The sequence below is a fragment of the Micromonospora sp. NPDC050200 genome, assembly GCF_040656135.1.
Classification (GTDB): domain Bacteria; phylum Actinomycetota; class Actinomycetes; order Mycobacteriales; family Micromonosporaceae; genus Micromonospora.
Window position 1 is genome coordinate 1 of sequence record NZ_JBFALG010000059.1, and the last position, 12,500, is coordinate 12,500.

Sequence of the window (12,500 nt, forward strand, 5' to 3'; positions counted from 1 at the left end):
GGAGAGTCAGCTTCCCGGTCACCTTCTCCGCCGGCACGCCGGACGAGGTGGTGACGCACCGGCTGGGGCGGGCGTGGCGTCCGCCGTCTCGCCGCCGTCGTCGACGGCCCCGGGCCGGGGCGGGGCGTCCGGGGTGTCGGCCGCGAGCGCGGGCAGGATGCCCACGGGGGACAGCGACGTCTGGAGCAGACCGGTCACACTCCCGACGGCCGCGTCCACCGTGACGGCGGGCGGTGCGTCGGCGGCGCGCGCCGGCTGACCGGTGCCCGCCTCGTAGCCGATCCAGGCGCAGGCGGCGGCGCCGAGCACGAGCCCGAGGCGCAGCGCGAGGGGTGCGAACCGCCCGCTCCGCCCGCTCATCGCCGCACCCCCGACCTTGACCGACCCCGAGGGTCGGCACTCGGACTCTACCGAAAGCAGCAGTGTGGTGACAGGACGCGTCGGCCCGGCGTCGAGGTTTCCGCCGCCGCTGGTCAGGCCGGCACCTCCCGGACCCGACGGAGGCGCGCCGCACCCCGTCCGTCCGGGAGACGAGTGGCACGGCAGCGGCGGCTCCCCGCCGGGGTGGTGCGTCCGCGGCCCCGCCCATGCGCCGCGCGCCCGGCCGCCCGGCCGGCGCGGCCGGGGGCTACCGTGCGGGCGCGGGGACGACGGGAGGCGGCGGATGACGGTGCGGGTGCCACGCGGCGGACGCGTGCTGTTCACCGGCGACAGCATCACCGACGCCGGGCGTGACCGCGCCGCCGGCCACGACCTGGGCTGCGGGTACGCGATGATGGCAGCGGCCTGGTTCACCGCCCGGTCACGTTGGGTGTCGACCCGGGGGAGCACGATCAGCGATCAGACAGTCACCGGCCGTGACATGGCCGGGTCCGCCGAGCGTGGCGGCGGTTTCGCCCCCGCCCACGTCACCCGGAACGGTCCAGGCGGGGCGGCGCCGCCCGGGGAGCCGGGCCCGCCGGCCTGGTCAGCGCCCGCCGGAGCGACCCCGTCGGGCCCGCTCGTAGTCCTGGAAGCGGGCCTTGGCGATCACCGACCGGTCCGCGCCCCGCAGCACCACACCCTCCGACCGGCCCGGCGCGCCGTCGAGCGCCACCAGGGTGTGCGGCAGGTGGTCGGTCAGGAACGCGTACGTCTTGTCCAGATCGCGGGGCAGCTCGGTGGCGTCCACCGTCGCCAGCCGGGGGACCGTCTCCAGGCCGTACGCCCCGGCCCGCGCGACCAGCTCCCGCTCGTCGAGCCAGCGCTGGCCGCCGCCGTCGCGCCAGGCGGCGAGCTGCTGCGGTGACCGGCCCAGCAGGTCGGCGTACCCGTCGAACTCGGCGATGTCGAACAGCCGGTGGCCGACCCGGCGGCTGTCGGTGTAGTGCTTCGACGCGGCGGTCAACTTCCCGCCGTACACCTCGAGGTAGTACACGGTGAACCGGTCGGCGGCGGCGTCCGCGCGCAGCCGCTCGGCCAGCCCGCGCAGCGCGTCGACGATGCCCAGCGCCGGGTTGGCGATCAGGTCGCCGCGGGCGTGCAGCAGTTCTTCGCGGCTGCCGATCAGGTACTGCCCGTCCGGCGTGAGGATGATCCGGCTGTTGGTGCCGTCCACCTTCTCGGTGAGGGTCACCGGCCCGGTGAACTCCACGACCTCCTCCCGCAGGCCCCCGTCGCGGGGGTCGAGCGCGTGGTACGTCGGGATCGACGGGTACTTGGTCATCGAGTTGACCGCGCGCAGGTCGGCGGTCCGGATGTCGAAGCTCGGTACTGGCGTTCCTCCCCGTGGCGCCGCCGCCGGGTCGGCGGCCGGCCGGAGCGTATCGGGAGCCGTTCCGCCGACGCCCGCCTTTTCGCCCCGCCGGGCGGATCGTGCCCGCCGCGGCCCCGGCGGCCGGGGCGGGTGAGTCCCGCCACGCCGGCCGTGCACCGCGTTGGGCGCCCGCCCGGTGCCGGTCTACCGTCGTCCGGGCCCGTCGCCCGCCCGTCCCGGGGCGGCGGCGTGCCGCCGACCACTGTCGATCCCCCCGAGGACGGACACATGCGCGCCACCGTGATCCACGGCCCGAACGACATCCGCGTCGAGGAGGTCCCCGACGCCGCCGTGCGGCACCCCACCGACGCCGTGGTCCGGGTGGTCACCGCCTGCATCTGCGGCAGCGACCTCTGGGCGTACCGGGGCGTCGCCAGCCGGCAGCCCGGCCAGCGCATCGGCCACGAGTTCCTGGGCGTGGTGGAGTCCACCGGCGCCGAGGTGACCTCGGTGCGGGCCGGCGACCTGGTGGTGGCCCCGTTCGTCTGGTCCGACGGTGTCTGCGACTTCTGCCGCGAGGGCCTGCACACCTCGTGCCCGCACGGCGGGTTCTGGGGCGAGCCCGGCTCCGACGGCGGCCAGGGGGAGGCGGTCCGCGTCCCGTACGCCGACGGCACGCTGGTGAAGCTCCCCGCCGAGGCCGCCGGCGACGAGCGGCTGCTCACCGCGCTGCTGGCGCTGTCGGACGTGCTGTCCACCGGCCACCACGCGGCGCTCGCCGCCCGGGTCCGCCCCGGCGCCACCGTCGCGGTCGTCGGCGACGGCGCGGTGGGGCTCTGCGGGGTGCTGGCGGCCCGGCGGCTCGGCGCCGAACAGATCATCGCGCTGGGCCGGCACACCGCCCGTACCGACATCGCCCGGGCGTTCGGCGCCACCGACGTGGTCGCCGAGCGTGGCGAGGCGGCGGTCGCCGCCGTCCGAGAGCTCACCAAGGGCCAGGGCGCGCACGCCGTGCTGGAGGCGGTCGGCACCGGGGAGTCCCTGCGTACGGCGATCTCGATCGCCCGCGACGGCGGCGCGGTCGGCTACGTCGGGGTGCCGCACGGCGGCAGCGCCGGCGTGGCCATCGGCCAGATGTTCGGCCGCAACGTCGCCCTCGGCGGCGGGGTCGCCCCGGCCCGCGCCTACATCCCGGAGCTGCTTGCCGACGTGCTCGACGGCGCCATCGACCCGTCGCCGGTCTTCGACCGCACCATCACCCTCGACGGGGTGCCCGACGGCTACCGGGCGATGGACGAACGCACCGCGCTGAAGGTCCGCATCACCTTCTGACCCGGGGACCGACGAACACGGACGCCGCCCCTGGTGGGCGGCGTCCGCCGTACCGTACGGTGCTCGCCGTGACCGCAGACGATCACTGCCCGACCGGCCCGGTGGCCGTGCTCGCCAACCCCACCGCGGGCCGGGGGCGGCACCGCGGCCTGCTGCCCGCACTGCTGGAGCGGCTGGCCGCCGCCGGCCGCCCGGTCGAGGTGCTGGCGGCGCGTACCCCGGCCGAGGCGGAGGCGGTGTGCCACGCCGCGGTCGCTGACGGCGCGGGCGCGCTGGTAGCGGTCGGCGGGGACGGCACGGTCCACCGGGCGTTGCAGGCGGTCGCCGGTACGCCGGTGCCGTTCGGCCCGGTCTCGGCCGGCACCGGCAACGACTTCGCTGTCGACACCGGCTTCCCGACCGACCCGCTGGCCGCCGCCGAGGTGATCGCCGCCGCGCTGCGCGAGGAGCGGACCCGCCCGGTCGACCTGGCCCGGATGACCGGCCCGGACGGCGGCGACCGCTGGTACGGGGCGGTGCTCGCGGCCGGCTTCGACGCGATCGTCAACGAGCGGGCCAACCGGATGCGCTGGCCGCGCGGGCCCCGCCGCTACGACCTGGCGATTTTGGTCGAGCTGGCCCGGCTGCGCCCGCGCCGCTACACGCTGCGCCTCGACGGCGAGGCGCACGAGCTGGACGCGGTGCTGGTGGCGGTCGGCAACTGCGCCAGCTACGGCGGCGGGATGCGGATCTGTCCCGACGCCGACCCGACCGACGGGCTGCTGGACGTGGTGGTCGGCGGGCGGTTCGACCGGCGCACCCTGATGCGGGTCAAGCCGCGCATCTATCAGGGCACCCACGTGGCGCACCCGCTGGTGCGCAGCTACCGGGCCCGCACCGTGGAGTTGGCCGCCGAGGGCATCACCACGTACGCCGACGGGGAACGGGCGTTGGATCTGCCGGTGCGGATCACCGCCGCGCCGGCGGCGGTGCGGCTGCTGGGCTGAGCTGGCCGTCCGGCCCCTCGGCGACCGGCTCGTCGCCCGAGGCGCCGCGCGGCGTCCCGGCGCGGACCGCGTGCGGGCTTGCGGCTCACGGCCGGTCTGCCCGGCGCGGGTCGGTCCCGGCCAGCCCGGTCCAGCCACTCGGCGAGCAGCGCCCGCTCGGCGGCGCTGAGGTCACCGGCCAGCTGCGGCAGCGCCACCTTCAGCGCGACGGCGTGGCGTACCGGCCGGTCGGGTGGGCGGACGGCGCGGGCGGCGGGTATCAAGATCTTATTGGCGGTGATGTACCGCAGGTCAGTCGCGCAGCGCCAGGTCGAGCACCGCGCCGAGGCCGTTGTCGCGGCCGGGCTCGGCGCAGGGCAGCACCAGCACCGCGCAGCCCGCGTTGACCGCGCCGGCGTCGGCCGGGGTGTCACCGACCATCAGCGCGCGCTCCGGGTCCACGCCGAGCATCCCGCACGCGCGCAGGAAGATCCCCGGGTCCGGCTTGCAGCGCCCCACCTCGTACGACAGGGCGTACGCGTCGACCAGCCCGTCGAGGCCCCAGGCGGCGAAGAGCGGCCGGATGTCGAAGCCGATGTTGCTCACCACCGCCACCTTCACCCCCGCCGTGCGCAGCGCGCCCAGGGTGGCCCCGACGCCCGGGTAGGGCACCCAGCCCCCGGGGACCAGCAGCCGCTCGTAGAGCGCCTCGGCGAACCCCTCGATGCCCGCGTCCACCGTCTCGGCCAGCCCCGTGTACGCCCCGCGGTGCGCGTACGGGTAGAGGTCCCGGTCGGCCCAGAGCTCGGCCAGCCGGGGCGGCACCCGCGCCGGCAGCGGCCCACCCGCCCGGCCGGCGGTGAGCAGCCGGTCGGCCAGCGCGGTGGCCCGCATCCGCTCCAGCGTCACCCCGCAGGCGGCGGCCGCCTGCCGGACCCACTCCTGGGGCTCCTCCACCTGCGCCAGCGTGCCGTGGAAGTCGAAGAGGACTGCCTCGACGGGACGGCGGGACGGACCCGGGCGGACGGCGTCGTCGGCGCCGCTCGGGACAACGGGCGGTTCGGCATGGTCCGGCACGTCGTGCACCCTACCGACCCCCTCCGACCGCCCTGCCGGACGGCCTTCGCGCGTAGCCGTGCGGGGTACGCACTAATCTTGAGGACATGTCGAGCCCCGCCGAGCGGTACGCCGCGGCGCGCCGCCGGGCCGCGCAGGCCTCCCAGTTCCCGGCGCTGGACGAGTTCGCCCTCGATCTGGGGTTCGATCTCGACGACTTCCAGCGCGAGGCGTGCCAGGCCCTGGAGCGGGGCAGCGGCGTGCTGGTCTGTGCGCCCACCGGCGCCGGCAAGACCGTGGTCGGCGAGTTCGCCGTACACCTGGCCCTGCGGGGGACGCCGGCGCGGCCGGCGGCGGCCGAGGGCGCCCCGGAGACGCCCACCCGGCGCAAGTGCTTCTACACCACGCCGATCAAGGCGCTGTCCAACCAGAAGTACCACGACCTGGTCGACCGGTACGGCGCCGAGCAGGTCGGCCTGCTCACCGGTGACAACGCGATCAACGGCGACGCGCCCGTGGTGGTGATGACCACCGAGGTGCTGCGCAACATGCTCTACGCCGGCTCGGCCACCCTCGAGGGCCTGGCCTACGTGGTGATGGACGAGGTGCACTACCTCGCCGACCGGTTCCGCGGCGGGGTCTGGGAAGAGGTGATCATCCACCTGCCCGCCTCGGTCACCCTCGTCTCCCTGTCGGCCACCGTCTCCAACGCCGAGGAGTTCGCCGACTGGCTGGTCACCGTGCGCGGCGAGACCGCGGTGGTGGTCAGCGAGCACCGGCCGGTGCCGCTGTGGCAGCACATGCTGGTCGGCAAGCGGATGTTCGACCTGTTCCACGACGCCGACGCGGCCCGCAAGCACGACGTGCACCCCGAGCTGCTGCGCTACACCCGGGACACGGTGCGCCGCCTGGAGTTGGGCGAGGGGCGCAGCGCGGGCCCCGGCGCCGGGCGGCGCGGCCCCCGCTGGCGCGGCCCGATGCGCCCGGACATCGTCGACCGGCTCGACCGGGAGGGGCTGCTCCCGGCGATCCTGTTCATCTTCAGCCGCGCCGGCTGTGCCGCCGCCGTGCAGCAGTGCCTCGCCGCCGGGCTGCGCCTCACCTCGCCGGACGAACGCGCCGAGATCCGCCGGGTGGTCGAGTCCCGGGTCACCGCCATCCCCGGCGAGGACCTGACGGTGCTGGGCTACTGGGAGTGGCTCGACGGGCTGGAGCGCGGCCTGGCCGCCCACCACGCCGGCATGCTGCCGGTGTTCAAGGAGGTCGTCGAGGAGCTGTTCGTCCGAGGCCTGGTCAAGGCGGTCTTCGCCACCGAGACCCTCGCGCTGGGCATCAACATGCCGGCCCGCTGCGTGGTGCTCGAACGGCTGGTCAAGTTCAACGGCGAGGCCCACGTCGACCTGACGCCGGGGGAGTACACCCAGCTCACCGGCCGGGCCGGGCGGCGCGGCATCGACGTCGAGGGGCACGCGGTGGTGGTCTGGTCCCCGGAGACCGACCCGCGGCACGTGGCCGGGCTCGCCTCCACCCGGACGTATCCGCTGCGTTCCAGCTTCCGGCCGTCCTACAACATGGCGGTCAACCTGGTCGGCACCGTCGGCGCGGAGCCCGCCCGGGCGCTGCTGGAGTCGTCGTTCGCGCAGTTCCAGGCGGACCGGTCGGTGGTCGGCCTGGCCCGGCAGGTGCAACGCAACACCGAGACCATCGAGGCGTACGGCGTGGAGGCCGCCTGCCACCACGGCGACTTCGACGAGTACTTCGCGCTGCGGGTGGCGATCGCCGACCGCGAGCGCGCCATCGCCCGGCAGGGGCAGACCCAGCGCAAGGCGGCGGCGGTCGCTTCGCTGGAGCGGCTGCGGGTCGGCGACGTGATCCGGGTGCCGTCGGGCCGGCGGGCCGGGCTCGCGGTCGTCCTCGACCCGGCGACCGGCGGCTTCGGCGAGCCCCGCCCGCTGGTGCTCACCCAGGACCGCTGGGCCGGCCGGGTCAGCCCCGGCGACTTCACCACCCCGGCGGAGGTGCTCGCCCGCATCCGGGTGCCCAAGCACTTCAACCACCGCTCCCCGGCCGCCCGGCGCGACCTCGCCGCCGAGGTCAGCGGCACCGGCCTGGACCGGCACGGCGGCCGGCGCGGCGGCCGGTCCCGGCAGGCCGCCGGTGAGGACCACCGGCTCAGCCAGCTCCGTACCGAGCTGCGCCACCACCCCTGCCACGCCTGCCCGGACCGGGAGGAGCACGCCCGCTGGGCCGAGCGGCGCCGCCGGCTGGAGAAGGACACCGAGGAGCTGCGCCAGCGGGTCTCCGGCCGGACCGGCTCGCTGGCCCGTACGTTCGACCGGATCGTCGCGCTGCTCACCGCGCGCGGCTACCTCTCCGCCGACGGCGGGGTCACCGACGCCGGCCGGATGCTCGGCCGGATCTGGACCGAGGCGGACCTGCTGGTCGCCGAGTGCCTGCGTCGGGGCGTCTGGGACGGGCTCTCGCCGGCCGAGCTGGCCGCCGCCGTCTCCGTGGTGGTCTTCGAGGCCCGCCGCGACGTCGACGAGCGGGCCTCGCTGCCGCGCGGTCCGGTCGCCGACGCGGTCGACGAGACGCTCAAGCTGTGGGGGGAGATCGAGGCCGACGAGGCCAACCGTGGCCTCACGGTCACCCGCGAGCCGGATCTCGGTTTCGCCTGGCCGATCTACCGCTGGGCCCGGGGCGAGGCCCTGGCGAAGGTGCTGGCCAGCGGGCACGAGATCGACGGGGAGATGCCGGCCGGTGACTTCGTGCGCTGGTCCCGGCAGGTCGTCGACCTGCTCGGCCAGCTCGCCGACTCCGGCGGCGCCTCGGCCGACCTGCGGTCCACCGCGCGGCAGGCGATCGCCGCCGTCAACCGTGGCGTGCTGGCCTACCACTTCTCCGCCACATAGTCTCCGCGACTGCCCCGGTGAGCCCGGGTTTCGACGACGCAGGGCGGCGGGCGCCACGCCCGCCGCCCTGCGTCGTGGGCTGTCAGGGCCGGTCGGCGAGGGCATCGACCAGCCGCCGGCACGAGCCGGCCAGGTTCCACCGCTGCGCCAGCTCCAGCAGCCGCTCCGGCTGCGCCGGCGCCACCGGCAACGCGGTGGCCAACTCCGGCAGCGGTACGTCCCGGGCCACCTCGACCACCTTCGGCGCGACCGCCAGGTAGCCCCGGGCCGCGTCGAGCCTGGTGCGCAGCCCCGGCGCGAAGCCGGAACCGGGCTCGTCCAGCGCGGCGAGGATGCCGGCGAGGCCGCCGTACCGGTCGATCAGCCGGGCGGCCGTCTTCTCGCCCACTCCCGGCACCCCGGGCAGCCCGTCGCTCGGGTCGCCGCGCAGCGCGGCGAAGTCGGCGTACCGGTCGGCGGGTACGCCGTAACGGGCGCGGACCGCCGCGTCGTCGCAGTCCTCCAGCTTGGCCACGCCCCGGCCGACGTAGAGCAGCCGCACCCCGCGTACGTCGTCGACGAGCTGGAACAGGTCCCGGTCGCCGGATACCACCTCGGCCGGCGCGTCCTGGGTCACCGACAGCGTGCCCAGCACGTCGTCGGCCTCGTAGCCGGTCGCGCCGACCGCGGTGATGCCGATCGCCGCCAGCACGTCCAGGATCATCGGCACCTGGGGGGAGAGGGTGTCCGGCACCACCTCACCGCCCTCCGGCGCCACCCGGTGCGCCTTGTACGACGGCAGCAGCTCCACCCGCCAGGCGGGCCGCCAGTCGTGGTCGAGCGCGCAGACCATCCGGTCCGCCCGGCGGGTGCGGATCAGTTGGGCGAGCATGTCGAGGAAGCCGCGGACGGCGTTGACCGGCTGGCCGTCCTCGGTCTTCGCGGCCGACTCGGGGATGCCGAAGTAGGCCCGGAAGTAGAGACTCGGCGCATCGATCAGCAGGATCGGGGGTCGCTGTGCCACGCCCGACAGCCTGTCACAGCCCTGCGACGGTGTGGGAACGACGCGTCCCGCGCCAACCCGACCTGATCGATCCCGATGGTGCGTGGCAGTCGGCAGGCGGACCGCTAATCGGTGGCGGCCCGGGCGGCACCCCGACAGACTGCCGGCATGGCGTTCGTACCCGGCCTGACGCTCTGCCGCCGATTCCACGACGAGGTCCTCGCGCCGCTGCTGGCGCGGCGCTGCCCCGGCCTGCGCCACGCCGCCGGACTGCTCGACGGCGGCTCGGAGCTGCTCGGGCTGGACACCCCGCGCTCCACCGACCACGACTGGGGCCCGCGCACGCAGCTGTTCGTCGCCGACGCCGCGGACGTCGCGCCCGTACGCGCCGCCCTGGACGCCGGCCTGCCGGCGGAGTTCCTGGGCTGGCCGACCCGGTTCGCCGGCGGCCCCGGCACCCGCCTCGGAGTCGTGGACGCCGACGGTGACCGGCACGGGGTGAGCGTGGACGAACTGGGCGGATGGCTGCGCGGCCGGCTCGGTTTCGACCCGGCCGATGGCGTCACCACCGACGACTGGCTGTCGGTGCCCACCCAGCGGCTGGCCGAGCTGACCGGCGGGGCGGTCTTCCACGACGGGCTCGACGGGGCGCTCGGCGCCGCCCGGGCCCGGCTGGCCTGGTACCCGGACGACGTCTGGCGGCACGTGCTGGCCGCCGCCTGGACCCGGGTCGGCCAGTCCGAGCACCTGGCCGGGCGGTGCGCCGAGGTCGGCGACGAGCTGGGCAGCCGGGTGGTCACCGCCGGACTGGCCCGGGACCTGATGCGCCTCGGGCTGCTGCTGCGCCGGCGCTGGCCGCCGTACGACAAGTGGCTCGGCACCCTCTTCGCCCGACTGCCGGAGGCGTCGCCGGTGGTGGCCGCGCTGACCGACGCGCTGGGATCGGGCGGGTGGACCGAACGGCAGGTCGGGCTCGGTCGAGCCCTGGAGACCCTCGCCGGCTGGACGAACGGCACCGGCCTCGCCGCGCCGCTCGACCCGCGGGTGCGGCCGTTCCACGACCGGCCCTTCCTGGTGCTCGACGCCGGCCGGTTCGCCGCCGCGTTGCGCGCCGCGACCGGCGACCCGGCGCTGCGCGGGCGTCCACCGGTCGGCGCCGTCGACCAGTACGTCGACAACGTGGACCTGCTCACCCACCCGGAGCGGGTCCGCCGGCTGTCGGCCGCCGTTCCTGCGTGGTGACGTCCCTCAACGGGCGGCGCCGACGACGTCCCGGTCGTCGACGTCGTCGACCGGCAGGTCGGTGAAGTCCCGCAGCCGACGCACGGGCGAGAGGAGCAGGGCCAGCGGCGCGCACACCGCCGCAGTGGCGAAGACGAGCAGGGTGACCCGGGCGCCGACGAGGCCGGCGAGGGCGCCGGCGACGAGCCCGCCGACGGGGATCGCGCCCCAGGAGACGAAGCGGACGGTGGCCATGACCCGGGACAGCAGCTCCGGCGGGCTGGCCGTCTGCCGGTAGGTGCGGGTCGTCACGCTGAGCACCACCACGCCGCCGGCGAAGACCACGTTGCCGACGGCGAACGCCAGGTACGCCGCCCAGCCGGCACCGACGGGGACGACGAACGCGCCGGCGACGGAGACCACGCACGCGACCAGCACCGCCCGGGCGGTGCCCCACCGGCCGGTGATCCACGGGGTCAGCGCGGCGCCCACCAGCGACCCGACGCCCTCCACGGCGAGCAGTACGCCCACCAGCACGGCCGGGGCGTGCAGCTCCCGAACGAGGTAGAGCGGGTAGACCGCGAACTGCGCCCCGCAGACGAAGTTCACCGCCGTGGCCGTCCACATGGTGGGGCCCATCACCGGGTGGCGGGTCACGTACCGCCAGCCCTCGCCGATCATCCGGCGGACCGGGGGCCACCGGTCGGGCGCCTCCGCCTGGCGGGCGGGCAGGGAGCGCAGCAGCGCCGCCGAGACGAGGTAGCTGGCCGCGTCGACCAGCACCGTCGGCACCGCCCCGAGCGCCTGCACCGCGAGCCCGCCCAGCGCCGGGCCGCTGAGCTGGGTGGCGGCGTGCGTCGCGGAGGTGAGGCTGTTGCGGGAGTGCAGCTGCTCGCGGCTGACGATGGCCGGCAGGAAGGTCGCGTTGGCGACGTCGAAGAGCACGTTGGCGAAGCTGACGACGAGGGCCACGACGACCAGCTGGGCGACGGTCAGCCACCCCCACCACCAGGCCAGCGGGATGGACGCCACCGCGACCGCCCGGGCCAGGTCGGCGCCGATCTGGGCGCCGCGCAGCGGCAGCCGCTGCACGATGACGCCCGCGGGCAGCCCGACCACGAGCCAGGCCACGTAGCCGGCGGCGGCGACCAGGCCCATCTCGAACGCGGTCGCGTCCAGCACGGTCAGCGCGGTCAGCGGCAGCGCCACCCCGCCGACCGCCGACCCGACCAGGCTGGTCGTGCCGGCGGCCCACCAGCGCCAGAACACTCCGGCTCCCTGCTCGACGGTCATTGGCCGTCAACCCCCGTCCCCGAGCCAGTGCGTTCCAATCTGGAACGGACTATAGTCGACGGCGGACCGAGCGAGGGGGTGGCGGATGAGGCGGGGCGACCTCGCCGACGCCGACTGCGGCATCGCCCAGGCCCTCGGCGTGCTGGGTGACTGGTGGACGTTCCTGATCGTCCGCGACGTCGCCGGCGGCACCACCCGCTTCGACGCCCTGCAACGCGAGCTCGGGGTCAGCCGCCGGGCGCTGACCGAGCGGCTCGGCGCGCTGGTGGAGCACGGGGTGCTGCGCCGGGAGGCGTACTCGCGGCACCCGCCGCGCTACGACTACCTGCTCACCGCCAAGGGCGAGGGCCTGCTGCCCGTGCTGGTCGCCCTCCAGGACTGGGGCACCCGGCACGTGATGGGCGACGGCGCGCTCACCGCGACCGCCGCCGCCGACTCCGCAGAGGCCCGCCGGGTGCACCAGCTAGCCGGCCGCCGGCTGCCGGCCGTCACACTGCCCCGGCACGACGGCGGCGCGGAGCCGCCGGCCGTGCCGGGCCGCTGGACCGTGCTCTACCTCTTCCCAGGGGCGTTCGCCCCCGGAGAGCAGGCACTCCCGCCGGGCTGGGGTGACATCCCCGGCGCCGTCGGGTGCACGCTGGAGGCCCGCACGTACGCCGACCGGCACGACCTCCTCCGGGCCGCCGGCGCAGAGGTACGGGGCGTGAGCACCCAGCGTCCGGACCAGCTGCGCGCCTTCGCCGAGTACGCCCGGCTGCCGTACCCGCTCCTGTCCGACCAGGACGGGCGGCTCGCGGCGGGGCTGCTCGTGCCCACCTTCCGCGCCGGTGGGGTCGACCGGTTCAAGCGGCTCACCCTGCTGGTCGACCCGGAGGCCGTGGTCCGCGCCGTGCAGTTCCCGGTGACCGACCCGGCCGGCTCGGTCGCGGAGATGGTCGCTCTGGTCGAGCGGTGGTGCGGCAGCCGGTCATCGCGCTGAGCCCGCGGCCTGAGTAGGTTCCGGC

At 76.0% G+C, this 12,500-nt stretch carries 10 protein-coding genes; 5 read left to right on the top strand and 5 right to left on the bottom strand.

All coding sequences use genetic code 11. The features are described from left to right. Positions 1–18: 18 nt before the first annotated feature. Together AB0I41_RS28210 and AB0I41_RS28215 are read right to left on the bottom strand one after the other, a co-directional pair. Complete coding sequence (locus AB0I41_RS28210) at positions 19–360, bottom strand: hypothetical protein (protein ID WP_357113568.1); 342 nt, start codon at positions 358–360, stop codon at positions 19–21. A 607-nt stretch (positions 361–967) separates the two neighbouring features. After that, positions 968–1,705, bottom strand: a complete 738-nt coding sequence (locus tag AB0I41_RS28215; RefSeq protein WP_357113570.1) for an RNA ligase family protein — start codon at positions 1,703–1,705, stop codon at positions 968–970. Positions 1,706–2,023: 318 nt separating this feature from the next. Here AB0I41_RS28215 and AB0I41_RS28220 point away from each other — a divergent pair, with 318 nt between their 5' ends. Continuing rightward, positions 2,024–3,067, top strand: coding sequence for a zinc-dependent alcohol dehydrogenase family protein (locus AB0I41_RS28220; RefSeq protein ID WP_357113572.1), 1,044 nt, complete (start codon positions 2,024–2,026; stop codon positions 3,065–3,067). Positions 3,068–3,126: 59 nt separating this feature from the next. Then, positions 3,127–4,053 (top strand): diacylglycerol kinase family protein, encoded by a 927-nt coding sequence (locus AB0I41_RS28225; protein ID WP_357113574.1) that lies wholly within the window; start codon positions 3,127–3,129, stop codon positions 4,051–4,053. Positions 4,054–4,344: 291 nt separating this feature from the next. On the opposite strand, the gene AB0I41_RS28230 is transcribed toward AB0I41_RS28225, so the two are convergent. Further along, the gene (locus AB0I41_RS28230; RefSeq protein WP_357113576.1) at positions 4,345–5,109 is read right to left on the bottom strand and encodes an HAD-IA family hydrolase; all 765 of its coding nucleotides are present in this window, start codon (positions 5,107–5,109) and stop codon (positions 4,345–4,347) included. 86 nt (positions 5,110–5,195) lie between these two features. On the opposite strand from AB0I41_RS28230, the gene AB0I41_RS28235 reads away from it, so the two are divergent. Further along, positions 5,196–8,000, top strand: a complete 2,805-nt coding sequence (locus AB0I41_RS28235) for a DEAD/DEAH box helicase (protein ID WP_357113578.1) — start codon at positions 5,196–5,198, stop codon at positions 7,998–8,000. An 82-nt stretch (positions 8,001–8,082) separates the two neighbouring features. Here AB0I41_RS28235 and AB0I41_RS28240 read toward each other — a convergent pair whose 3' ends face one another. Next, complete coding sequence (locus AB0I41_RS28240) at positions 8,083–9,003, bottom strand: 5'-3' exonuclease (RefSeq protein WP_357113580.1); 921 nt, start codon at positions 9,001–9,003, stop codon at positions 8,083–8,085. 147 nt (positions 9,004–9,150) lie between these two features. On the opposite strand from AB0I41_RS28240, the gene AB0I41_RS28245 reads away from it, so the two are divergent. Beyond that, on the top strand, positions 9,151–10,224 hold the full coding sequence (locus AB0I41_RS28245; protein WP_357113582.1) for a DUF4037 domain-containing protein: 1,074 nt from the start codon (positions 9,151–9,153) through the stop codon (positions 10,222–10,224). A 6-nt stretch (positions 10,225–10,230) separates the two neighbouring features. On the opposite strand, the gene AB0I41_RS28250 is transcribed toward AB0I41_RS28245, so the two are convergent. Beyond that, positions 10,231–11,496, bottom strand: a complete 1,266-nt coding sequence (locus tag AB0I41_RS28250) for an MFS transporter (RefSeq protein WP_357113584.1) — start codon at positions 11,494–11,496, stop codon at positions 10,231–10,233. Between the two features lie 85 nt (positions 11,497–11,581). On the opposite strand from AB0I41_RS28250, the gene AB0I41_RS28255 reads away from it, so the two are divergent. Next, positions 11,582–12,475, top strand: a complete 894-nt coding sequence (locus AB0I41_RS28255; protein ID WP_357113586.1) for a winged helix-turn-helix transcriptional regulator — start codon at positions 11,582–11,584, stop codon at positions 12,473–12,475. Positions 12,476–12,500 lie beyond the last annotated feature (25 nt).